This window comes from Streptococcus sp. cx1, from assembly GCF_052384325.1.
In the GTDB taxonomy this organism is placed as follows: domain Bacteria; phylum Bacillota; class Bacilli; order Lactobacillales; family Streptococcaceae; genus Streptococcus; species Streptococcus salivarius_G.
In genome coordinates this window covers 171432-196967 of record NZ_JBQSUN010000004.1, presented here as the reverse complement: position 1 = coordinate 196967, position 25536 = coordinate 171432, and the positions used below count along the sequence as shown (strand labels likewise).

The 25536-nt window shown below is 40.5% G+C and carries 19 protein-coding genes; 2 read left to right on the top strand and 17 right to left on the bottom strand.

Annotated elements, in window-relative coordinates; genetic code table 11:
- Positions 1-30: 30 nt before the first annotated feature.
- Positions 31-2946 carry a glycoside hydrolase family 68 protein gene (locus ACT170_RS07085; protein WP_444818160.1) on the bottom strand — a complete coding sequence of 972 codons (2916 nt, stop codon included), beginning with the start codon at positions 2944-2946 and terminating at the stop codon, positions 31-33.
- Between the two features lie 277 nt (positions 2947-3223).
- On the opposite strand from ACT170_RS07085, the gene ACT170_RS07080 reads away from it, so the two are divergent.
- Positions 3224-4828 (top strand): GH32 C-terminal domain-containing protein, encoded by a 1605-nt coding sequence (locus ACT170_RS07080; RefSeq protein ID WP_444818159.1) that lies wholly within the window; start codon positions 3224-3226, stop codon positions 4826-4828.
- A 35-nt stretch (positions 4829-4863) separates the two neighbouring features.
- On the opposite strand, the gene ACT170_RS07075 is transcribed toward ACT170_RS07080, so the two are convergent.
- The 4 genes from ACT170_RS07075 to ACT170_RS07060 all read right to left on the bottom strand — a co-directional run bounded on the left by ACT170_RS07075 (position 4864) and on the right by ACT170_RS07060 (position 11954).
- On the bottom strand, positions 4864-6027 hold the full coding sequence (locus ACT170_RS07075; RefSeq protein WP_444818158.1) for a MalY/PatB family protein: 1164 nt from the start codon (positions 6025-6027) through the stop codon (positions 4864-4866).
- A 10-nt stretch (positions 6028-6037) separates the two neighbouring features.
- Positions 6038-7132 carry a cystathionine gamma-synthase gene (locus ACT170_RS07070; RefSeq protein WP_013990081.1) on the bottom strand — a complete coding sequence of 365 codons (1095 nt, stop codon included), beginning with the start codon at positions 7130-7132 and terminating at the stop codon, positions 6038-6040.
- 293 nt (positions 7133-7425) lie between these two features.
- On the bottom strand, positions 7426-10206 hold the full coding sequence (locus ACT170_RS07065; protein WP_021143577.1) for a cation-translocating P-type ATPase: 2781 nt from the start codon (positions 10204-10206) through the stop codon (positions 7426-7428).
- Between the two features lie 116 nt (positions 10207-10322).
- Entirely contained in the window at positions 10323-11954 is a 1632-nt protein-coding gene (locus ACT170_RS07060; protein WP_014633916.1) for a putative polysaccharide biosynthesis protein, read from the bottom strand.
- A gap of 94 nt (positions 11955-12048) precedes the next feature.
- Between ACT170_RS07060 and ACT170_RS07055 the strand changes: the two genes are divergently transcribed.
- Entirely contained in the window at positions 12049-13494 is a 1446-nt protein-coding gene (locus tag ACT170_RS07055) for a UDP-N-acetylmuramoyl-L-alanyl-D-glutamate--L-lysine ligase (RefSeq protein WP_021143575.1), read from the top strand.
- A 62-nt stretch (positions 13495-13556) separates the two neighbouring features.
- Here the strand turns inward: ACT170_RS07055 and ACT170_RS07050 are convergent, their stop codons facing one another.
- From ACT170_RS07050 to ACT170_RS06995, 12 genes are all read right to left on the bottom strand, one after another.
- The gene (locus tag ACT170_RS07050) at positions 13557-14789 is read right to left on the bottom strand and encodes a lipid II:glycine glycyltransferase FemX (protein ID WP_014633914.1); all 1233 of its coding nucleotides are present in this window, start codon (positions 14787-14789) and stop codon (positions 13557-13559) included.
- A 293-nt stretch (positions 14790-15082) separates the two neighbouring features.
- Entirely contained in the window at positions 15083-15646 is a 564-nt protein-coding gene (locus ACT170_RS07045) for an LOG family protein (RefSeq protein WP_014633913.1), read from the bottom strand.
- A 64-nt stretch (positions 15647-15710) separates the two neighbouring features.
- Positions 15711-16064: a 30S ribosome-binding factor RbfA gene (rbfA, locus tag ACT170_RS07040; protein ID WP_002883798.1), complete on the bottom strand. Its 354-nt coding sequence runs from the start codon at positions 16062-16064 to the stop codon at positions 15711-15713.
- Between the two features lie 95 nt (positions 16065-16159).
- The gene (infB, locus tag ACT170_RS07035; RefSeq protein WP_073685883.1) at positions 16160-18994 is read right to left on the bottom strand and encodes a translation initiation factor IF-2; all 2835 of its coding nucleotides are present in this window, start codon (positions 18992-18994) and stop codon (positions 16160-16162) included.
- 18 nt (positions 18995-19012) lie between these two features.
- Positions 19013-19315 (bottom strand): YlxQ-related RNA-binding protein, encoded by a 303-nt coding sequence (locus ACT170_RS07030; RefSeq protein ID WP_002947460.1) that lies wholly within the window; start codon positions 19313-19315, stop codon positions 19013-19015.
- Positions 19308-19604: an RNase P modulator RnpM gene (gene rnpM / locus ACT170_RS07025; RefSeq protein ID WP_014633911.1), complete on the bottom strand. Its 297-nt coding sequence runs from the start codon at positions 19602-19604 to the stop codon at positions 19308-19310. The genes ACT170_RS07030 and rnpM overlap by 8 nt, the downstream gene beginning before the upstream one ends.
- 20 nt (positions 19605-19624) lie before the next feature.
- Entirely contained in the window at positions 19625-20824 is a 1200-nt protein-coding gene (gene nusA, locus ACT170_RS07020; protein ID WP_002883755.1) for a transcription termination factor NusA, read from the bottom strand.
- Between the two features lie 65 nt (positions 20825-20889).
- Positions 20890-21363: a ribosome maturation factor RimP gene (gene rimP / locus ACT170_RS07015; RefSeq protein ID WP_002883745.1), complete on the bottom strand. Its 474-nt coding sequence runs from the start codon at positions 21361-21363 to the stop codon at positions 20890-20892.
- Between the two features lie 152 nt (positions 21364-21515).
- Entirely contained in the window at positions 21516-22769 is a 1254-nt protein-coding gene (gene lytR / locus ACT170_RS07010) for a glycopolymer--peptidoglycan transferase LytR (RefSeq protein ID WP_444818157.1), read from the bottom strand.
- 8 nt (positions 22770-22777) lie between these two features.
- Positions 22778-23299 (bottom strand): GNAT family N-acetyltransferase, encoded by a 522-nt coding sequence (locus ACT170_RS07005; protein WP_070438634.1) that lies wholly within the window; start codon positions 23297-23299, stop codon positions 22778-22780.
- The gene (gene tsaE, locus ACT170_RS07000; protein ID WP_014633907.1) at positions 23292-23735 is read right to left on the bottom strand and encodes a tRNA (adenosine(37)-N6)-threonylcarbamoyltransferase complex ATPase subunit type 1 TsaE; all 444 of its coding nucleotides are present in this window, start codon (positions 23733-23735) and stop codon (positions 23292-23294) included. Before tsaE ends, ACT170_RS07005 begins: the two co-directional genes overlap by 8 nt.
- Before the next feature lie 273 nt (positions 23736-24008).
- A complete protein-coding gene (locus ACT170_RS06995) occupies positions 24009-25430 on the bottom strand; it encodes an NCS2 family permease (protein ID WP_002883789.1) in 1422 nt (473 codons plus the stop codon).
- Positions 25431-25536: the final 106 nt, after the last annotated feature.

Below are 25536 nucleotides of genomic sequence, written 5' to 3'. Positions count from 1 at the left end.
TTGCTTTACTGCAAACGTTTTTGAAAAGGATTATTTTTTAGGCAAATGAATCTTTCCTGTGACCAAACCATAGCCAAGAAGAGCTAGACTTGCAATTGCTGCAAAGATAGTCGCCAAGATTGAAAGAATGTTGCTCTTTGAACCTTCTGAATCACTTGGTGTCTTAGGAGTCGTAGCAAGTTTGGCAGCAACTTTAGTATTGTTGTCTTTACTTGACTCATCAGACTTAGTTACTTCATCAGCTTTAGCGACTCCGTGAGACTGAACTTCCTCTTCAGACTTAGCTGGTTTTGGAGCTTCTGTTTCAGTGACAGACTCTTCTTTAACAGGAGTCGTTGAAACAGTTGGTCCAGTTGCTACAATAGCCTCTGGTACTGGTGACGCAATCTCTGTAGCTTGAGCTACTGGACGACGGTCACCCACAGAACTCTCTGTTGAAGGTTTCGCAGGAACCTCTACATGATGATCATCTGATGAATTATTATCATTAGATGGGCGGTCTGTGAAATAAGGGAACGGATTACGAACTGGAGAATCTGGATTCGTCGGCGTTGCTGGTTTATCTTCTTTATTAGTTGATGGTTGATTATTGTCTGCTGGTTTAGAAGGTGTATCTGGTTTGTTAGACTTATCATCAACAGAATGATTCCCTTCTGTTGGATTTACTGGTGTTTCTGATTTATCTGATTTCTTGTCTTCACCATCTTTAACAGTTACAGTTAAGACACCGCGAGCTTCAGAAACGCCCGGTGAACCATCAACTGTAGGATAAGTATGTGGTTTAAGACCATAATCTGACACTGCATAATAATCTACGTTATAGTCCTCATTTGGCAATTTAGCACTGTTTTGATCGGCCACGTGTACCAAGCTTTCACTAGATTTATCCCAAATCCAGTCCCCTTGGTTGGTCATCTTAGGAAGAACTTCTGTAGTATCATCTGCATTCATCTTGATGAGGAAGCTTGGAGCCCATGTTGATTTATTCTCAGCACCAGCAATACCACCGCGGTTAGTCATGTAAGAAGTAACCAAGAGAGTATCTGATGATCCTTCAACAGGAACCGCATAGTAAGAATAGGTAGATGTACGCCAGTCAGCTGGAACAGAGGCTGTCAAGACCACACCTGAGCCGTTAAGTGGACGGTATTTCCCACGGAGGCTGTCTGATACGAATCCAAGCATGACAACGTCATCACCGACAGCTTCACGCGCTGCTACAGTACCTTCAGCATCCGTAGATTTGTTGATACGTGAAGCAGTGAAGAGGTAATACTTGCCACCCATCTTAACAACACTTGGACGTTCTACTTCATCAGTAACCATGTGGCTAGTGACAAGCGGTGTGTAAAGTTCAGCTACAGATGGATTTTTCTCATTATCATCAAGTTTCAAGATACCGATAGAACCATTTGCCCATGATGCAAGGTTGTAAAGGTGTTTATTATTAACAATATTGAGGAATGACTTAAGGTTAAAGGCGTCATCTCCTCCATAGTTTGACCATTTGTAAATTTGTTTTTCGCCTTGGTAGTTTTCGTCACCTGTATTTGATTCGAAAATAAGGTAGCGGCTACCGTTATCTTCAATGATGTGTGGGTCACGAAGACAGTAGTTATCTGTACGGTCTGGATTTCCATCGTGGTTGTGGTCATCGTTGAAAGTACTCATGAATTTTGGATAACTTTGATAATGATAGTTATCCCCACCAAAGAGAATGTGGTCATTTTCAACTGACTTAATAACAACTTCGTCGTTTTCAACAGCTAGGTTAAGTGTAGCACTAGCCAATTGTTGCCAGTTCAATTTACCGCCACTAGTATCATTCTTAGTGTAGTAAAGTTGGATACTACCGTCAGAGTTTACCGTCGCTGAACCTGACCATTGTTGGTCATCTTCAAGGGCATTATAACCAAAGATTGGACCCGCATTTTTCCAATGCGTAAAGTCATTATCTCCGTATTTACTATAGAGCAAGTAAATGTGGTTTGAGTTTTTATTTGGTGCACCGGCCATTGAGATAACCAACTGATAACCGTTCCAGTTGCTTACTACACCTGACTCAGCATCTTGGACTGGCCAAGAATCCCAAACGTCGATTTCTTCTTTTTTCATCGTTTGGGCATCAACAGTGTTGAAAGCAGGCATATTGATGATTGTATCTGCTTTAAAGTAAGGAACTGCCAATTTGCTGTCTTGCTTCAAGAAGCTAGCAACGATATCTTTCAAGTTACGGTAAGTCAAGCTAGTACCTGTACCCTTGATAGCATCATCGCTAAAGTCAACTTTATTAAGTGCTTTAATTTCTTCCTCAGTCAAGGCAACGATTTGATCTGAGGTCATATTATCTTCAACAATAGACTTGATACGACCGTTAAGTTTGCTAAGGTTTGCATTAGCAGCGCTGTTTTCAGTAGGTTTAAGGGCTACTTCAGTATGTGTATCAGCTGTTTCTGAGCTTGCTGTTGAAGTTGGTGCTTCTACTGCAGCCTCTGATGTATGAGCTGGAGCAGAAACCGCAGCAACTGTTGATGAAGGTGTTGTTGCATCTGATGAAGATGTCACTACTGTGCTAGACGCCTTTTCTTCGACTACTGATGGAGTTGTGTTGCTTGGTTGTGTCTCTGTAACTGGTGTAGTTGTAACCTCTGAATGTGCAACTGAAGATTCAACTGCTTCTGAAGTTGCCACACTTGTTGCTGTTTCACTGGCTACCGTTAGAGATGCTGTGCTTGTTTCTGGTGTTGCTGTCGCAGTAGCTACAGCTGGTGCTGTTTCTGTAACTTGATCAGCTTTTACCTGAGTGGCACCCAAAAATGCCAAGGTACCAACGAGCGCTGATGTTGCCCCTACTGTGGCAACCTTACGGATGCTATAACGCATCTTTTTGCACTCTGCTTGCTTTGGTGCTACTGTATTTGACTGTGAATTAATTGTACTATCCATATTAAACTCTCCTTTTAGGTTTTCACATGTTTTATTCTATCATTTTTTAATCTAAATTCCAATCTTTTTTTAATGACAAATTGATATTTTTTGTAAAAAACTATTTTTTTGTTAAAATAATAACTACAAAATAAGTAATTTTATCAGGAAATATCACTATATGGAATCAAAATATTCACCTCTAATTTTAGCTCTCGTTTTTTTAATTTTATTTTTTGTTTTTATAATAAAAAATGAGAACGCTAACAATCCTTCCCAAAAAACAAATAAGGTTTCTGTGAGTCAAACCTTTCATCTAGCATCTCATAAAGGATGGTCTAACGACCTACAGACTATCGTATGGAATCAAGAAAAAAATTACTATGATATCTATTTTCTACACTCTGTGGATGGGGCTACTGATCCTTTTGGACCCAACGGTCAAGATTGGACACATACAACGACTAAAGATTTTATCACCTATAGTAAACAAGAGACTGCTATACCATCAAAGGGTGGCGACTCTAAAGAAGGATGGCATTCTGCTTGGACAGGTAGTGTAGTCACAGATAGTCAGGGGATTTCTGATATCCAAAACGAAGAACCTGTCGCCTATTTTACTGGACTCACGGATGATGGAAGCCAAGCAATCTATGCTAGTGCATCAAATGACAAGGGAGCTAGCTTTACTAATGCCTTAAAAGATGGTAAACCTTTATTGACAAAGGAACAATCCTATAACGGTAAAGACTTCCGCGATCCTTATGTCTTCCACTTCAAAGACAAATTACTCATGTATGTCGCTGAAGGTGACGCACTAGGTGTTTATCAATCTCAAGATGGCATCAACTGGAACAAAGCAGATAGCAAGGGAGTCTCCAAAATCCTACCCGAAACATTTTTTAAGGGTCGTAAGTGGCAGGACAATGCTCCTATCGAGTGTCCCGTTCTCAAAACAATGACAACAACCGACGGTCAGGACAAGCAAGTTCTCTTTTTTGGAGCTAAGGATACAGCTTCAGGCGAAACAACTGGAACCTACTATACTGTAGGGCATTTAGATGGTAACGGCTTATTTATTGCAGATACAGAAACAAAACGCTTAGATCAAGGCTCAGACTATTATGGCGCTAACTTCACTGGAAGCGATCGAATTGAAGAAAGCAATCATAACCTTATCAGTCTTGGCTGGGTTGGTAATTGGAATTACTTCACGTCAGGCATTCACAGTGACCAAGAGGCCAAGAGTGATTTTCTAAAAACTATCGGTTTTTACGCTACACCCAGACAGCTACAACTGGATAAGGACGGTATTATTCAGTCCGCTCCCCTCTATAAAAATGAACAATTAACCCTCAAAAATCAAAACGGCAACATTTCGAGTCAAAGGCCACTCACCAGTGACAATAGAAAACCTTGGATTGATAAAAGTCACAATCAGAATGCTAATGGCCTTCTTGACCTTTCTGAAAAAAATAGTGCGGGGTATTACCAACTGCATTTTTCAAATATTAAGAAAGAAGGAGGCTATATCTACATTGATATCTGGCAAGGCTCTGATTACGTTAAAATCGCCTACCAAATAACAAGTGGTACCTATCGGGTCTCTGCCTATGCTGCTGAACTGAACAACAGCATGGATGGTAGTCAAACTGCCTCTTCTTACTATTACGATGGACTCTTGGGTAACGGTCAAGGTTTTCAAGCTGACAGTCTCTATAAGGAAAATGATAATATCACTATAACGCTTATTACAGACAATCGTAGCTTGGAAATTTTCTTCCCCAATGGCCAAACCTACACTCTAGCCAGATTTAATACCTCTGGCAAGCAGGATGTCAAGGTTTTCTCCACTCAGGAAGATCTACTATTAAACTTGAAAATCTACGATGTACACTCATAACAATAATAAAAGTGATGCAAACAGCATCACTTTTATTATTTTCCAAAGACAGAAACAAGACGTTTAACTCCTTCGGCAACAACCGTAGTTGGCGTAGCTACGTTAAAGCGGAAATGTTTTTCTCCTTCGGAACCAAAAGTAATACCGTCATTTAGCACTACCTTGGCTTCTTCTTTAAGCAAACGTCCAAGTTCATTATGGTCTTGATCATAGGCTGAAAAATCAAGCCAAACCAAGTAAGTTCCCTCAGGTTTCATGACCTTGATATTAGTCTTTTCACTAAATTCTTTGGTTAAAAGGTCAATATTAGTTTCAAAGACAGTTTTCAATTCCTCTAACCAAGGTTGCCCATAGGTCAGAGCTGCTTGGGTTGTAATCAAACCAATGGTTGGAATTTCATGTTGATTATTTGCCAATTGCTTTTGTTTAAAGGCTTTACGTAAGTCTTCATTTTCAATGATAGTAAAACTGTTTTTGGTACCAGCAATATTAAAGGTTTTAGTAGCCGAACTAAGCACCAAGGTAAAGTCCTTGTAAGCATCTGAAATGGTATTCATAGAGATGTGCTTATTCCCATATAGAGCTAAGTCTTGGTGGATTTCATCAGATACCAAGAGGACACCATGTTTCTGGCACAAATCTGCTACCTTAGTCAATTCCTCTTTGGTCCAGACACGCCCACCTGGGTTATGTGGGCTACAGAAAACATAAAGTTTAACATCATTCTCGACGATATCACGTTCCAATTGTTCAAAATCAATTTCGAAATGGCCATTAACTTTAACAAGACTATTTTCAATCAATCGACGATTATTCAAACGGACTGAACGAGCAAACGGTGGATAAACTGGTGTGTTGATGAGAACAGCATCACCTTCTTTGGTAAAGGCTTGAATGGCTGTTGAAATGGCTGGAACAACACCTTCAATGAGAACAATACTCTCCTTATCAACGACGTAACCGTGTTGATTTTTTTCCCAATTAATGATGGACTGATAAAGTTCTTCACTTGGATAAGGATAACCAAAAATATGTGTCTCAGCATAGTTGATAACTGCATCCCTAATCTCAGGAACAGGTAGGAAGTCCATATCAGCAACCCAAAGCTCAAGTAGTTCTGGATTACTTTCGGCTTCGTGCCATTTCATGGTATTTTGATCCAAGCGATTTGGTTGTGTTGTAAAATCATAACGTGTCATAGATAACTCCTTAAAGACTAAGGGCATTTTCCAAGTCAGCAATCAAATCTTGTGCTGCTTCAATACCAATTGAAAGACGAAGCAGGTCGTCTGTCAAACCATAGGAAGCACGCACATCACTTGGAATATCTGCGTGGGTTTGTGTCGTTGGGTAGGTAATCAAGCTCTCGACACCACCTAAGCTCTCCGCAAAAGTAAAGACCTTTAGGGAATTGATAATAGTTGGAATCTTGTCTTGATTAGCCACTTTAAAGGAAATCATACCACCCTTGCCTGGGTAAAGAACTTCCTTAACAGCTGCTGACTTTTCTAAGAAAGCAACAACTTCTTGAGCATTGGCTGTTGATGCCTCCATACGAAGTTTTAAGGTCTTAAGACCACGCATAAGCATATAGCTATCAAATGGTGACAAGGTAGGACCAGTCGTATTGAGATTATAATAAAGTTTATCGTAGAATTCTTGGTTGCTAGTCACAACAACACCAGCCAAAACGTCATTATGCCCTGATAGGTATTTAGTAGCTGAATGGACAACGATATCAGCACCTTGAGTAATCGGCGTTTGATAGATTGGGCTATAGAAAGTATTATCAACAATAACCACCGCACCCTTGTCATGAGCAATTTTTGCCACTTTTTCAATATCAAACTCAATCATAAGTGGGTTTGTCGGTGTTTCGATGTAGACAATATCGGTATCTTCTGTAATAGCCGCAATCATCTCATCTTCTGTATTTGTGTATTCAAAAAAGAAACGACCTTCTTTTTCCTTGTCATTAAACCAACGGAAAGAACCTCCGTAAAGGTCACGCGCAGCTACAACCTTGCTACCTACTGGGAAAATTTCAAAAGCCAAAACAATGGCGCTCATCCCTGAACTTGTCGCAATAGCATAATCTGCTTTTTCAATAGCTGCAAGTGTTTTTTCCACTGTTGCGCGTGTTGGATTTTTAGTTCGTGTATAGTCAAAACCAGTAGAATGGCCAAATTCTGGATGTTGGTAAGTTGTTGAAAAATGAATTGGTGAAGCCAAGGCTCCTGTTGCTTCATCCGAATTGATTCCTGCGTGTGCCAAAATGGTTTCTAATTGATATTCTTGTGTCATAATGCGCCCTTTCTACATGGTAAAGTGGATATACTCCATATCTATGACCTCTATTTTATCACTATTTTCTGAAAATAATGGTAAGTTCATCATACGGATTCTTGATAGTTAGTTATAGTTTATTTCTATAACCTAAAAAGACAGATAGATACTGACTCTAATTTAAAATAAGCCCAATTTTTGAGATTGTCAAAAGTAGATTTTCAAACGTTAAAAAGTGCCTGAAACATCATAGTTTCAAGCACTAAGAAACGGTTTAAAAGTCTTGCTTCAATCTAAGGTAAACCACTGACTTACTTTTTATCAAATAAGCGATATCTGATTTCTTCCAAAGCCATAATAACAAACGGACAAGCAAGTAAATAGAGCCAATCATCAAGTCCAATAGGCGCGGTGTTAAATAACGTGTGGAAGAAAGGCACGTAAGTCAGGATAATAAAGAGAACAATTTCTAAAACAATCCCTAAGCTAATAATCCGATTAGCAAATGGTTTAACTTGGAATATAGACCCTCTACCTTTACGACTATTCATAGCCATACCAATTTGGGTAAAGATAATAGCTCCTAAGGTCATGGTAGTTGCCTCTCGATAGAGAGGACCTGAGCTGGCCAAATGGTTTAAGTTACCTTGATTAACCCAATAATTAAGGAAGAAAGCCCCCATAGCTAAGGCTGCTTCAATCAGTCCATACCAGACAAAAGCCTTAATCAACAATTGTCGATTGAGCAAGCGATCTGAAAGACGTCTTGGTGGTCTGTCCATAACGCCCTCTTCAGGCGGTTCAACCCCTAGCCCCAAAGCAGGCATCATATCTGTTCCCAGGTCGATGGCTAGGATTTGCATAACCGTTAAGGGAAGAGGTATACGTCCCAAAGAGAACAAGAAGAAAGCAGAGGGTACAGCTTCTGGTGTGTTGGAATTAAAAATATAAGTCAGGAATTTTTGAATATTTCTATAAACCGCACGACCTTCTTCGACAGCATGAACAATAGAAGCAAAATGATCATCTGTTAAGATCATATCTGCAGATTCCTTGGCAACATCAGTTCCTGATACCCCCATAGCTACACCGATATCAGCTTTTTTAAGGGCAGGGGCGTCATTAACACCATCACCAGTAACAGCGACAACTTCACCAAGCTCTTGAAGGGCATTGACCACACGGTATTTTTGTTCAGGAGCCACACGAGCAAAAACGATTTCGCCTTTAAGAGCTTCTTTAAGCTGATTGTCATCCATACCAGCTAGTTCAAGGCCTGAAACAACACGCGCATCGTCTCCTTGTACAATTCCGATTTTCTTAGCAATGCTAAGAGCTGTCAAACCATAATCACCTGTCACCATGATAATACGAATACTAGCTCTATGGCATTTTTCAATGGCTTCACGCACACCCTGACGTGGCGGATCACTCATGGCAACCAAGCCTAGAAAGACCATATTGTCCTCCAAGGTCTGCATGTCCCATTTGTCTTCTCCAATATGCTCACTGTCTAAAGGTCTATAGGCCACAGCTAAAACACGTAAACCGTCTCGGGCAAACTGGTCGTTGGCCGCAAGGATAGCCTGACGCTCAGTAGCTGTCAATGATTTAATCATTCCTTGATTATCATAATAGTCTGAGCAAAGCTCCATCACTTCTTTCGGAGCACCTTTGGTGATAGAAATATGCTGACTGCCATCTAATCCTAACTCAAGCTTATGCACTGTTGTCATCCGTTTACGATCAGAATCAAAGGGGATTTCCTTGAGGCGAGGGGCCCAAGTATGATTGTCATTTAAATTAATTCCTGCTTTTTCGGCGAGAACATTAAGACAAGCCTCAGTTGGATCACCTAAAATTGTAAAATTGGGATTATCAGCACTAGGGGCCACAACTTGAGCATTACTAGCCAAATGAGAGAATCGTACCAAACGATTAAGAAGCTCATTGTCTTCAAGAGAAATAGGTCGTCCTTCCTGCTCAATCTGTCCTTCTGATGCATAACCTAGCCCAGTTACCTCATAACTGTCTGACAAAGTCCACAGATGGTTAACCGTCATGGCATTTTGCGTCAAAGTCCCTGTTTTATCCGAACAAATAACAGAAGTTGCTCCCAACGTCTCAACCGAAGACAGTTTCTTAACCAAAGCATGGTCCTTAGCCATGCGCTGAACGGCCATGGCTAAAGATAGAGTAACTGTGGGAAGAAGTCCTTCAGGAATAAAGGCCACAATCATCCCCAATGCAAAAATAAAGGCTTGAGACAAAGGCTGATGGACAAATAGAGTCGCTGCCACCATAAAGAAGAGACCTACAGACACCGCAATAACTGAAATCTGTTTAGTCAAATGGTCTAATTCTTTCTGAAGGGGACTCTTTTCCTGAGCAAGATTCTGTGTCAAATCCGCAATCTGTCCAAACTCAGTTTTCATCCCGATAGCAGATACTATAAAATGTCCAGAACCAGAAGAGACAGTAGTCCCTGCAAATACCATATTGTCATACTCTAACTCAGTCTTGTCGGGAGTCAAATCTGCTTGATCTGACTTATAAATAGGATTAGACTCACCAGTGAGGGCAGACTGGTTAACCTGCAAATCTGTCACAGCGACCAAGCGTCCATCTGCAGAAATACGGTCTCCTTCTTCAATGAAAACCAAGTCACCTGGCACCAAGTCCTGAGCTAGAATCTTATCCTCCTTACCATCACGAAGAACTCGCGCATAGGATGGAAGAAGCTTATTAAGAGCTGCCGTAGCCTGACTCGCCCTATATTCTTGAATAAAGCTAAAGAGACCATTAATAATGTTGACCAACCAAATTGCAATCCCCAACTCTAAACTATGAGAAAGCATGGCGATAAAGCCACCACCCCACAATAAGAGTGCCATAAGACTAGTAAAATGTCTGAAAAAGGTCAGCCAAATAGGCTCCTTCTTACTTTCCTTCAATTGGTTAGGGCCATACGTCGCCTGCCTCTCCTTAACCTCTTGTGAGCTCAAACCCTGAGGGCTTGTCTGCAAGACTTGGTAAACTTGTTCGGGAGGATAGGTCCCTAATTTTATATGTTCTTGTCTAGAATCAACCATAATCCTTTCCTCGATTCTAAATCATTAAAACGATTTCATTTTTTCACCCCTATTATACTCCTTTTTCAGAAAAGGTTGAAAAGAAAAAAACCAAGCCACATGACTTGGTTTAGATTTTATTTAATATGTAATTTAGCACGCAGACTAGCAGCTCGGGCACCAAGTAGTTGGTCAGCCATACGAGTTACAAGAGCAAGAACGCCGTAGACACCGATTCCAAGGCCTCCTCCAATGACCAAGTAAATCACACTACCCATACGGCTTGTTGGTGACAATACAAACTGGAACAACCAATAGAAGATCGCAACTGGAATAGCCATGAGTACCGTAAGGATACAGATGAGCAAGGCTTTTCTAAACACTGTCTTACGACTAAAGTGCGTAACAGTGTGGAGGTGATTATACATGAGAGCAATTGGAACACCTAAACCGATGGCTGTTGAAATAACCGGGCCAAGGGCTCCTAAGAAAATAATCAATGGCAGCTGTAGAATAGCCTTAACTAAAACCCCAATCGCAAAATAGTTGATAGCTTTGCGGGTTTCAAAGATTGCCTGAAGCATTGGTGCTAAAACGCTATACAAGGCCAAGAAAATAACTTGAATCAGACTGGCTACAAAGAGCAAGTGGGCCTGACTATCTGGCGCACCATAAAAGACTGTATAAAGTGGTTTAGCTAAAATCACTGATCCTACAATGGCAGGAACAATAAAGAGCAAAAGCAACTGTAAGTTATTAATAATCAGTTTAGCTGCTCCCCTAAGATCCTTCTTAACCATATTTTCAGTCAAGAGTGGAATCCCAACCCCAGCAATGGAGATAGCTACAGCAATCAAAATCATAGTAATCTTACTTGGGTTTGAAGACAAGTAAGCATAGAGAACCTGAAGCTGACTGTTGCTATAGCTTGTAAACTTCTCCATAGTACGGATAAAGGTCCATTGGTCAATCAACTGGAAAAGTTGAACTGCTGACCCAGTAATAATGAAAGGAATGGCTTCCTTAAAGGTTTCAATAACAATTGCAGTTGGATTGATATCCGGATGAACAGCCTGCTTGCCAAAAAGACTCTTGAGTTTACCCTCCTTCCAAAGGTAGAAGAAAAGCACCCCATAACTAGCCAACATACCGATAAAAGCGGCAAAAGTCGATTGGACAACTGCTGTCACATAATCGCCTGTCCCAATTTTCATGATGAAGAAGGTCGCCAACAGCATCCAAATAACACGGATAATCTGTTCCGCAATCTGACTCAAGGCATAAGGTTTCATGTTGTTAAAGCCTTGGAAAAAGCCTCGTAAAACAGACATCGATGGGAAAATAACAACTGCCCAAGAAAGACTACGCATGACGCGAACCAGATCCTCGTCTCCCCCAGAAAGGTAAGACATCCACGGCGAAGCAAAGTACATGAAAACGCCAAAGATAAGTCCGAGACCAATCATGTAATACAAGATACGCTTGAGTAAGAAGAAACTCGTCTCCATCTTTCCAAGTGTGTTGTATTTAGACACCTGTTTGGCAATTGCGACTGGAATACCTGCTGTTGAAATCAAGAGGAAAAGAGCATAAATATTATACCCTTGACCAAAAAGGGCATTGGCTTGGTCACCTTGTTTACCCATCCAAGCATACCAAGGAATAATGTAGAGTGCCCCCAATAGACGACTGATAATATTGGATGCTGTCATCCATGCCGTCCCTCTTAGCATCTGCTGCTGCTGTGTATCAGTTTTAGTTTCAGTCATAACTTTCTTTCTAGAGAATAAAATATAATCTAGTTTATTATAAACTTTTGGCTGTGACTTGTAAAACAAGAACATTAAGGCTAAAATAGGAACTATGATTACTATTGAACAAGTTCTAGAGGTTCTTAAAAAGGACCATAATTTTAGAGATATTATCGACCAAGACAACTACTACTATTCATGGACTGGGGTGACTTTTGATCATCTTTCTTATGATAGTCGTGATGTCACACCATCGTCCCTCTTCTTTGCCAAAGGAGCTGCTTTCAAGCCTGAATTTTTAGAGAATGCTGTCAAAGCTGGCTTGAGTTTCTACGTGGCTGAGAAAGATTATCAAGTGGGAATACCTGCCATTATCGTATCAGATATTAAGCAGGCTATGAGCCTCGTTGCTCAGGCCTTCTACCAATACCCTCAAGACAAGCTTAAATTGCTGGCTTTCACTGGGACAAAAGGGAAAACAACAGCAGCCTACTTTGCCTTCAATATTCTCAAGCAAAGTCATAAACCTGCTATGCTTTCAACCATGAACACGACACTAGACGGAAAAAACTTCTTCAAGTCTACCTTAACAACACCTGAGAGTTTGGATCTTTTCCGTATGATGGCTGAAGCTGTTGCTAATGGCATGACCCATCTGATTATGGAAGTCTCAAGTCAAGCCTATCTGACTAAGCGTGTCTATGGACTGACTTTTGATGTAGGTGTCTTTCTTAACATCAGCCCAGACCATATTGGGCCTATTGAACACCCAACCTTTGAAGACTACTTCTACCATAAGCGTCTTCTCTTGGAAAACAGTCGAGTTGTTATTGTTAATAGCGGTATGGATCACTTTGATTTTATCGCTGAGGAAGTTGTGGATAAAGAGCATGACTTCTATGGTAAAAACTCCGACAACGCTGTTAAACATGGCTCTGGTTTTAGCTTTAAGGCAAGTGGGAAATTAGCCGGTGACTATGATATCCAACTTATCGGTGACTTTAACCAGGACAATGCTATGGCTGCTGGTCTGGCCTGCCTACGTCTCGGAGCTAGCCTTCAAGACATCAAGGAAGGAATCGCTCAAACCTCTGTTCCAGGGCGTATGGAGGTTCTAACCCAAACTAATGGGGCTAAGACATTTGTTGACTATGCTCACAATGGAGATAGCCTAGATAAGCTCTTACAAGTCGTAACCAGCCATCAAGATGGTCGTATTAGTCTAATTCTAGGGGCTCCAGGAAATAAGGGTGAAAGCCGTCGTAAAGACTTTGGACATGTCCTCAATACCTACCCTGATGTTGATGTCATCCTAACAGCCGATGATCCTAACAAGGAGGATCCTCTTGCTATCTGTCAGGAAATTGCTAGTCACATCAGTCGCGAGGTTCGTATCATTGTCGATCGAGAGGAAGCAATCAAAACAGCAATGTCTGAGACTACAGACTCTAAAGACGCTGTGGTTATTGCCGGTAAAGGTGCCGATGCCTTCCAGATCGTAAATGGTAAACGCGATAACTATGCTGGCGATATTGAAGTCGCTAAAAAATATTTGTAAACTAAAAAAAGTCAATTGAGGTAATGAATTTAACCTCAATTGACTTTTTTCTATACAAGGAACTAGTCTTTACCTAGTGTTTTCTTAAAAATATCATAGAAAGGATTTAGGGTTTTATCAAAAGAGCCAACAAGAGTCTCTAATTGCCCACCAAACTGACGCTTGAAGTTAAAATTCCCTTTTCCAGCACTTGCCGCTTCAGTTTCGATTGTCCCATAAAAATTAAACCGCTCTTTTCCCTCACACTTAGCATATTGTAGCATTTCCCAATGAAGAAGGACTGCTCCACCAAAATTAAGGTAGGCTTCATCATTCCCACCGTAAAAGCTGACAATTTCTGAACCATAATCCATAAAAAGATAGGCCGAAAGAGGTAATTTGTCACCAGTGACTTGGTAGGTCTTAAATTGCTCTAAACGTTTATAGTAACTTCTAAGCTGATCTTCGGCATCCGCAATCTGACCCTTGGTTCGTTTTTTCTGTGGGCCATCTTTTAAAGCCTGAATCTTAGCTTCAAAAGATTTAATATTCTCATCAAGATAAGCCAAATAAGCTGGACAATCCAAATAAGCCAACATAAACTTTGCAGATTCTCCAAAGTTCCTCTTCAAATCTTGGAAATAGGTCAATGGATGAACTGAAAATCCTTTTCTCTCTGCTGTCCGAACTAGGATGTCATAAAACTGATTGAGATTGTCCTCACGTAGTTCTTCAACTTTGACATGCAAAGCAGTGAATTTTTTTAAATCTCGCTTCAAAGATGGTGAAAAAGCTGCGAGCATCTCATCAGAAGTCGTAAAGGTATCAATTGGTTTTACAAACATCTGATTAACAACTAGAGCCTGTTCTGGATCTAAATACTGCTCAAAACCTAATTTTTCAAATACCTTGGAGACCTCATCAGCCTTTTCTTCTTCAATGATTTCAAGTTCTTCATTCCTAATAAGATCGGTAAGATAGGGATGGATAGAAAGTGATGCAATATTTTTCTTTTTTAAGTAGAGTATCAAGGCCTCTAGAAGGTCTGTCAAATCAGCTATAGAATTGTAATCTAGCAAGGGTCCATGAAACAAGAGAGCTTTTCTAAAGATACGAAAGCTTCTTCTATAGACAACGATGGCTTGACCTATCCGCAGGCCATCCCTTTCAAAAACCAGAGCCTCTACTTCTCCGATATGATTACGGCTTAGCTGAAGCTTAGCCATCTCAGCTGACTGTAAAAAGTTGGCATCTTTATAGTTTGTCTGTGTTTTTTGATAGTCATCAAAACTCACATGTTTAACCATAATAGACATACTTATCATTCCTTCCATTTCATCCTATATCCCACATTCCCCATAAAAATAAATGATTGGCAAAGTTTTCCTAACCAAGTGGGGTACTAAGTATTCATGGATATTACTCACAGATGATGAGGAAAATTTGTTAAATGATTAAATTTACAAACACTATTATATACAAATCCACCATTTTTGTTAAGGTTTTTTTAGTTAATTTTCTGAAATTTAAAAGAAAAAAATAATTACTAACGTCTCTCCATCAAAAAAGCTCTCCTTTTAAACTTAGAGAGCTAACCTATCATATAAAGTTACCGATAACGTCTCAATTGAGGTGGTTCATAAGACTGGACAAAAGCTGCAATTTCTGAAAAATCATCTGTAAAGAGGAATTTTGCTGCTGTTTCAGCCTCCAAAAAATCATGAGCAACCATGGTATCTAACATCGTTTTCATAGCATCATAATAGCCATTGAGATTGAAGAAAACACAGGGTTTGTCCAACTTACCGACTCGAGCAGCTGCAATAGCTTCAGAGATTTCTTCCAGTGTCCCTAAACCTCCTGGAAGGGCGATAAAGAGATCTCCTTGCTCTAGCATGGCAGTCTTTCGTTCTGCCATAGTTTCTACTATGGTCATTGAGGTTAACCCCTCATAAGCTATCTCCCTATCTTTGAGGAATTGTGGCATAATGCCATGAGCCTGTCCACCATTTTCCAAAACCGTATCACCAAGAACTCCCATAAGTCCCATCCTACTGCCACCATAGACTAGGGTATGCCCATTTTTAGCAATCCACTGACCCAAGGCAATTGTTGCTTTCTTAAAGCTAGGATTATCACCCATATTAGCACCCAAATAGACCGTTACTTTCATTGAAGTCCTCCTTTTTATTCTATTATAACGCAAAATTCCTGCCATAACTGACAGGAATTTTTTCTTAGTCTTTACGCTCCAAATTACGAAGCATTTCATCAATTTTATTACCGTATTCGATAGACTCATCTTTAATAAAGGTCAAATCCGGAATCTTATACATAGTCAATTTTTTACCAAGTTCACGCTTGATTGTCCCAGTAGCCTTTTCAAGACCAGTTTGTGCTTTTTGGTTATCTGAGGCCAAGGTTGAATGAATGGTGTAAAAAATCTTAGCAGCTGACAAATCACCAAGCATCTGTACATCTGTGATAGTGACATCTTGCACACGTGGGTCACGAACTTTCTTTTGAAGAATTTCATTGACCTCACGTTTGATTTCCATACCAACACGGTCTACACGAAATGAATTTCCCATAGTCTTATCCTTTCTCTCTTATTATGATGGAACAAAAGCCAGGCCAGATGACCTAGCTTTGTCTCCTAAGTAAGCTTTCTTAAAAGCTAACAAAATTAACGTTTAATTTCTTCCATAATGTAAGCTTCGATAACGTCATCAACTTTAATATCGTTATAGTTTTCAATCATCAAACCACCCTCTTGAGCGTTTCCGACTTCTTTAACGTCATCTTTAAAGTGTTTCAAGCTTGCCAATTTACCATCAAAAATAACGACACCATCACGAATCACACGGGCACTTGAATCACGAGTAATTTTACCACTAGTAACCATGAACCCACCGATTGTTCCGACTTTAGAAACTTTGAAGGTTTCACGGATAATAGCTTCACCAATGACTTTTTCTTCAAATTCAGGATCAAGCATCCCTTTCATGGCATCTTCGATTTCTTCGATAACCTTGTAGATGATGCTGTGAAGACGAATTTCAACTTCATCAGTTTCCGCTTGTTGACGTGCTTGTGGTGTAGGACGAACGTTAAATCCGATAACAACAGCATCTGAAGCTTCCGCAAGAGTAATATCAGATTCGTTGATAGCACCTACTGCTGAGTGAACAACATTAACACGAACACCCTCAACATCAATCTTAAGAAGTGATGCTGCCAAGGCTTCAACAGAACCTTGTACGTCGGCCTTGATGATAACATTAACAGTCTTCAATTCACCAGCTTTAAGGGTATCAAAGAGGTTATCAAGACTAACACGATGTGTTTGTTGACGTTGTTTCATAAGGGCACGTTTGGCACGTTCTTCACCGGCTGCACGAGCTGCTTTTTCGTCTTCATAAACGGCAAAATGGTCACCCGCCATAGGCGCTTCGTTCAAACCAGTAATTGAAACTGGTGTTGATGGTGCTGCAGTCTTAATACGACGACCAAGGTCATTGGTCATAGCACGGACACGTCCGAAGGTATTACCAACAACGATTGGGTCTTGAACATGCAAGGTACCTTGTTGAACAAGGAGGGTTGCAACCGCACCTTTACCTTTATCCAAACGCGCTTCAATAACGGTACCGATGGCACGAACTGTTGGGTCAGCTTTAAGTTCTTCCACTTCAGCCACAAGAAGAACTGTTTCAAGCAATTCTTCAATATTTTGACCAAACTTCGCTGAAATTTCAACGAATTCGCTATCCCCACCCCATGCAGTTGAGATAACGCCATGCTCTGCCAATTCACCGATTACACGCTCTGGGTTAGCACCTGGTTTATCAATCTTGTTAATCGCAACAATGATTGGAACACCAGCAGCCTTAGAGTGGTTGATGGCTTCAATAGTTTGTGGCATAACACCGTCATCCGCAGCGACAATCAAGATAGTAATATCTGTAACAGAAGCACCACGGGCACGCATAGATGTAAAGGCCGCGTGTCCTGGAGTATCAAGGAAGGTGATTTTCTTACCACCCTCTTCAATTTGGTAGGCACCAATATGCTGTGTGATACCACCAGCTTCTCCAGTCGCAACACGTGAGTTACGAAGGGTATCAAGAAGGGTTGTTTTACCATGGTCAACGTGTCCCATGATAGTAACAACTGGTGCACGTTCTACCATAGCATCTTTATTGAGGTAGTCTTCGTCAACAAAGAAACGTTCGATATCAGCATTATCGACTTCTTCTTTCTTGGTTGCTTCAATACCGTAGTCAACCATCAACAACTCAATAGTATCCCCATCAAGAGATTGGTTCTGAGTTGCCATAACACCCATCATGAAGAGTTTCTTAACGATTTCAGCTGGCTCACGTTTAATACGTTTTGCGATTTCTGCAACCGTCATGCCTTCAGTGTATTCAAATTCTTTTGGTAATTCATGGAATTTACGCTCTGTTACTGGTTTTGGAGCTGAATTACCACGGTTATTTTTACCTTTTTTATTTTTGTTTTTATTCCAGTTACTATTTCGTTGATTTCTCACTTGGTTTTGATTATTCCACTTATTATTTCTTGTTTGCTTAGGTCCATCTTCATTCTCGCGACGATTATCACGTGATTTATCTGGACGTGCCTTTTTACGACGTGTATCTTGTGCTTGCGCAGCTGGAGCTGGTTGAGCAGCCGGTGCTGGCTTGGGAGCTGGCTTAGCTTCAGCAACTGCTTTTTGAGCAGCGACTTCAGCCTGTTGTTTTTCTTTTCTTGCCTTTTCTTGCTCTTTCGCACGGCGTTGCTCTGCAGCTTTTTCTTCACGGAAGCGTGTTTCACTTTGACGTGAATATTCTGCATTTTGCTCTGCTTTCAAGGCTGCTGCACGCGCTTTAAAGTCAATACGTGGACCTGCCTGATTGTTGCGGGCAGCATCGTTACGTTTATTTCGACCTTGATCATTGCGCTGTTTACCTTGGAAATTACGGTCACGATTACTATTGTTACCGCGGTTCCCATTATTACGGTTGCCTTGACCATTTCCATTTTGGTTGCGACGATCATTATTCTGACGTTTACCTTGATCGTTCCCTTGTTGATTTCGGTTACGATTACGGTTGTCACGGCCTCCGCCGTTTTGACGACGCTCTGCTTCTGCCTTGGCACGTGCTTCACGTTCTGCCTTAAAATTACGGCTTTGTGGTTTTTTCGGAGTCGCAGGGGCTTCTTTGACTTCAGCCTTTGATGTTTCTTTAGCTGGAGCTGATTTGGCAACAGGTACCTTATCAACCTTAGGCGCTACCTTTTCCTCTTTAGGAGTTGGTGTCGCTTTAGGAGCTGGCTTGCTTTCAGCCTTAGCTGTTCCCCCTTTTAAACTTGAAGTGATACGATTAGCATCAGCTTCTTCAACTGATGAGGAATGGCTCTTCACAGAAAGACCAAGTTCTTGAGCTTTTGCAACAACAACCTTGCTTTCTACACCAACCTCTTTTGCGATTTCATATAATCGTTTCTTTGACACGTGATGTCCTCCTATTCTTTATTCCATAAGAGTCCTCATTTTCTTTGAAAATCCAGCATCAACTACAGCAACCGTTTTTCTTGGTTTACCAATAGCCATGCTTAATTCCAGTGCGTTAAACACTGTGGAGACTTCTATATTATAGTAGTTACATTTATCAGTCGTCTTTTTAGTCACGTTACTACCAGCATCATTGGCAAGAAAAACTAGTCTCGCCTGCCCTGATTGAACTGCCTTGATGACAAGTTCTTCGCCAGAAATAAGTTTTCCAGCTCTTTGTGCCAGTCCTAACATATTTGACAATTTTTCTGTGTTATTCAAGACCTAACTCTCTTCTTTTGACCTTGTGATCCACATAAGCAATGAGTTCATCATAAAAACTTTCAGGAACATCCATTGAGAAACTATGGTTAAAAGCACGTTTCTTTTTAGCTTGGAGAGCTTCTTCATTATCTAGTTTAATGTAAGCACCTCTGCCATTTTGCTTTCCTGTTGGATCAATGAAAATCTCACCATCTTTAGTTTTTACGATGCGGAGCAAATCACGTTTATCAATGATTTCTCCTGAGACAACTGATTTGCGTAAAGGTATTTTTCGTGTTTTAGCCATCAAACACCTCTATGTTCTTCTTATTCTGCTTCTGTTGTTTCAATTACTTCTTCTGTTGTGACTTCAACAGGTGTAGCATCTTCTGCAACAATCTCGTCAACAACTTCCTCAGTAGCAGCCTCAGCTTTTTCAGCTTCGAGTGCTTCATATTCAGAAGCTGACTTGATGTCAATACGGTAACCAGTCAAATGAGCTGCCAAACGAACGTTTTGTCCACGACGACCAATTGCAAGAGATAATTTGTTATCTGGTACAACTACTGTCGCACGTTTGCTATCATCTTCGTCAAAGAGAACATAGTCCACTTCAGCCGGTGCAATAGCATTGTAGATAAATTCAGCTGGATCTTCAACCCATTGAATAACATCAATATTTTCCTCAACAGGAACTTCAATTCCTGTCTTAGCATCCAAACGTGTTGGGTGGAAACGGCTGACAACTTTCTTGATGTTACTTCCACCACGACCAACGATAGTACCAATAGCATCAACGTTAGGGTTATGACTGCGAACAGCAACTTTGGTACGATCACCAGCTTCACGAGACACGCTCATGATTTCTACAGTTCCATCAAATACTTCAGGAATTTCTTGTTCCATGATACGTTTGATGAATTCTGGATGGCTACGGCTTACAAAGACGTTAACACCCTTAGGGTTGTTTTCAACTTTATAAACATAAACATCGATGACGTCGTGTGACTTAAAGCTTTCGCCAGGAATTTGGTCTTGGCGTGACAATTGAGCTTCGAGCGTTCCAAGATTGACATAAATGAAACGTTGGTCAAAGCGTTCAACTGTTCCTTGCATGATTTCACCTTCATGTTGCTTATAGTCATTATAAGTGATTTCACGCATCTGCTTGCGCATCTTTTCCATAATGGTTTGTTTGGCAGATTGCGCTGCAACACGGCCAAATTCATCAACTGACTCTTCAAAACGAATCTTATCGCCAAGTTCGTAAGCAGAGCTGATAGCAAGGGCATCTTTCAAGCTAATTTCCAAACGACTATCAAAGACTTCGTCTACAACTTCACGAACGGTATAAACTTGAAAATCACCTGTTTTTTCATTGAATTCAACTACAGCTGATTCTGACTGACCATAACGACGCTTGTAGGCTGACTTAAGCGATTCAACCACGGCATCAATGATGTCTTCCTTGTTAATGTGTTTTTCTTCTTCCAAGACACGGAAGGCTTCTAGCATTTCTTTGCTCATATTCTTTGTTGTTTTAACCTCTAAAGGCCAAAACTGGCATCCTTTCTTTATTTACACTAATAGTTTTAGAGTTTGACTGCCAAACGAGCTTTAGCAACTGTTTGATAGGGAATCTCAACAGTTTTATGGCGAGTCTTATCAAGGTAATCAATTGTTAGGGTTTCCCCATCAAAGGCCACCAAGTCACCTTGGAAAATCTTGATCTTATCAATAGCCTTGTAAAGACTAACATTGATATACTGACCAACAGCATTTGTCAAAGCTTCTTTGGTTTTTAAGGGACGCTCTAACCCTGGACTAGAAACTTCCAGCATGTATTGATCCGGGAAAGGATCAGGCTGAATAGTATCCAAGAGGGGACTGATAATTTCAGTCAAGTCTGCAGTATCTTCTACAGTAATACCTCCTGGCTTATCAATCAAAACTGACAAGACATAGTCACCGCCAAGCTTTTCGTACTCGATATCGACCAGTTCGTATGGCTCAGGAATAGCTGGAGCTACGACTGCCGTCACGAGATCAATAATTTTTTGCGACATTATGACCTCCTTACACACACAAGAGACGAAGTTTCTACTCCGCCTCTCTTTCGTTATTTTCCTATATTATAGCATAGCTCAAAAGCCATTGCAAGGAATAACCATATTGCTATCATTTCATAACAAAAAGGTTGGGAATCACCCAACCTTATTTATTGCGTCGCTGGAACAGTGCTATAAGTAGTTACACCCGATCCATTATTATTGTATGTAGGGGTTGTCGTACCTTGTTCCTGAACATAATTACCTGTGTTTTCACTATAGTTATTGCTATAGGTAGTACCTCCATTGTAGGTACTTACTGACCCACCACCAGCTGCCTCAGATGTCCCGCCCTCATAATTTGAAGATGCCTCACTCGAAGCCGCACTTCCTTTAGAATTAACGAAATCATCTGAGCCATAGTTAGAGCTACCAGAACCATAGAGAACCAAACTAGTCTTAAGATTAGATTCAGAAACTTTCTTCTTACCAACTTCCTGCTTAATGCGATTTTGCACCTTAAGAATATCCTCAGTGGAGGCTACTTGATAGCTTCCTCCATCGATCATGGCATCCGAACCAGCCAATTGGTATGACTTAATATTTTTAAGGGCATCACTATAACCCATCAAGCTACGCAAAGTATTGGTATCACCAAGATCGATACTGGTTTGAACATTTGAACTTACAGCCGACAAAATTTTCTTGTAAGAACCAATAGAGTCCATCTTCAAGAGCTTAGCTACAACTTTTTGAATAACCTCACGTTGACGTTTTTGGCGACCATAGTCACCATCAGGGTCATCGTAACGCATACGTGAATAGACTAAAGCTTGCTCACCATTGATTTTATGGGTTCCGGGCTCAACTTTTGCCTGAAATTCAGGTTCATTTTCTGCAATCGAAATTGGAAAATCAAAATGATTCGTTACCTCAATACCACCAACAGCATCTACCAAATCAATCATACCCTGCATATTAATCAGTGCATAATAGTCAATATCAATATCTAAAACCTTTTGAATGGTTGAAATAGCCAAGTCAGCACCACCCTCAGCATATGCTGAATTTAGTTTTGCTTCACCCGACCCCTCAATATCTGTCAAAAGGTCACGTTCCAAACTGGTCATGGTTGTTTTCTTAGTCTTAGGGTTCACTGTTACCAAAATCATGGTATCAGAGTTTCCTTCCCAGGTTTCCTTACGTTCTTTGGATCCTGTATCTACCCCCATCAAGAGAATAGTTATAGGCTTAGTCTGTTGAATAGCCTTACTATTCCCTGAAGTTGCTTTAGAAGCCCTAAACGTTTTTGACAATTCGCCTGTGGCGTAATTATAAGTTGTCGTTAGGTAAATACCAGCAGCTACTACTGTCGTTGCAAAAATCGCCAACAACATCAATAAAATTTTTCGTCCAAGTTTCATGTTTTTTCCTAATCTATGAGTTTAGCCATAAGGTAAACATCTAGAAATTCTCCATTTTTAGTTCTTGCACCACGTTTCTTAGTGCCTTCAATGTCAAATCCGAATTTTTGATAGAGATGAACCGCCCGTTCATTACGTGCTTGAACCGTCAACTCTAAGCGGCGGATAGTTGGTGTATGATCTGCCCAGTCAATCATTGTTTCCATAAGAAACTGGCCAACACCATTCCCCCAATAGGGTTTAGAAACCGCAATAAATACGTCGGCGATATGACTGGTCTTAGTATCTTGATCAGAGGTAACATTACAAACACCAATGACCTCATGACCCAATTTTGCCACCAAACAAATCTCATTAAGCCTATGCTGATGACTTTCAATATAAGTGGCTAACTGTTCAACACTCAGTATAGAACTTCTATCATCTTGTGCTAGAAAATCCGATTCCAAGGCTACAGTCTCTAGTAAACGAGCTAGAGAGGCAGCATCCTCTCTTTGAGCTTCCTCAATGACTAATTCTTGCTCAGCCATTTACCATTTCCTCCTGAATCTCCTTACTTCTAGGACCGAAAGATTCAAAAAGCAACTGACGTCCATCTCCATGATGAGATATCGAAATTAGGAGATAATCCCCTAACAGACTCTCGTCTAGGAGCTCACCCCACTCGATGATGGTCACACCTTCACCATACAGAAAATCATCCAAATCAATAGAATCAGGATCATCACCAATGCGGTAGACATCTAAATGATAGAGTGGCAGCCGCCCCTCATACTCCCTTACAATAGTATAGGTTGGACTCTTTATCATCTGTGAAATATCCAAACCTTTGGCAATCCCCTTGGTTAAGGTTGTTTTGCCAGCTCCCAGATCACCTGAGAGAACAATTATATCTCCAGAATCGAGCAGTCGACCTAACTTTTGGCCGATACTAATCAATTCTTCTTCATTTTGACTGTAAATCATGTTTTCATTATATCAAAAAATAAAAATATGGACTAGAATCCACTGTAAAAATACAGTAGAAACTTATAAATATCGAATCATTTAAGTAAGAAGTTAAGATGTGTATTTTAATCTTCAATTTATTTTAACCACATCAACCACTCATAGATTAGAAATCATTTTGTAAAACTTACTATAGATTTGAAAGTTAATCAAAAAAACTCTCTCACATTCCCCAGATAAAAATCGCAAAAGAAAAAGCCTGACAAATGTACAGACTTTTTCTTTCAAGCTTTAGAACACAGCCATACTGATGAAGTTAAGGATAAACAAGATATCCAAAATCCACATAATAAAGTGGACATCCTTAGCTTGACCTTTGACAATTTTGACCAAAGTATAAGTAAGGAACCCAGCTGCGATACCATAGGTAATGCTATATGAGAATCCCATGAAAATAGAAGTGAAGAATGCAGGAATAGCTTCAGACAAGTCTTCCCAATCGACACTCTTAAGGTTAGAGAGCATCATAACACCTACAATAATAAGAATAGGCGCTGTTGCTGCATTAGGAACGATTGATACCACTGGACTAAAGAAACTAGAGATGGCAAAGAGTACAGCAACCACGAGAGCTGTCAAACCAGTACGTCCACCAGCACCAATACCTGCTGCAGATTCAACGTAAGTTGTAACGTTTGAAGTCCCTGCAATGGCACCAATACTTGTACCAACAAGGTCAGAGTATAGGGCACGGTCAAGAGCTTTTGATTCGTTGTTATCACCTGTTGAAGCAATGATACCAACCTTCTCACCAGTACCAATCAAGGTACCGATAGTATCGAAGATATCAGTCAATGAAAAGGCAAGAATAGCCATAAAGACACCAGGCAAACGAGAAACATCTGCAAAGAGTGATCCCAATCCCTTAGATCCAAGCGCTGCACCAAAGACCTGACCAAGATCCTTAATAGATGATGTCAAGCTAGCTGCGTGCCAGTCAATGCTTCCAAGATCAACGACACCAGCAAAGATAGCAATGATAGTCGTTACGAGGATTGAAAGAAGAACACCACCACGAATACCTTTAACAATAAAGAAAATCGCAATCGCAAGACCAATCAAACCTACAATTACAGTTGGGTTATTGAAAGCAACCAAACCTGGTGTAGCTGACGATGAAGCTGTAATTGAAGCCTTAGCCATGTCAGCACCTTTGCCTGCTACAGTGTAGGTATGTGGATTAATTGAGAATTTCAAGAAACCAGCATTTTTAATCCCAACATAGGCAAGGAAAACACCGATACCTGCTGAAATAGCAGATTTGAGAGCTGTTGGAATAGACTCAATAATCATCTTACGTACTTTAGTTACCGTGATGATCAATGAAATAACACCACATAGAAAGACCATTGCTAAGGCCTCTTGCCAAGTGTAACCCAAAGAAAAGACCACTGTGTAGGTGAAGAAGGCATTAAGCCCCATACCAGGCGCTTGAGCGTATGGTAGGTTAGCATAAAATGCCATCATCAATGTCCCTGCAACCGCACCAATAATTGTTGCTAAGAAAACACCTTGTGCAGGCATTCCTGTTTGGGCCAACATCGCTGGGTTAACAAAGAGGATGTAAGACATGGCAAAGAAAGTTGTCAATCCGGCAGTCACTTCTGTGCGGACGTCAGTACCATGTTCTTTCAATTTGAAAAACTTTTCCATGAAAGTTTAGACTCCTTAATAAAAAATATTGTCAAAATCCGAATAATTTCGGAACATTCTCACGTAGAATGCAACATTACTATTCTACATGAAATTATTTGACGGT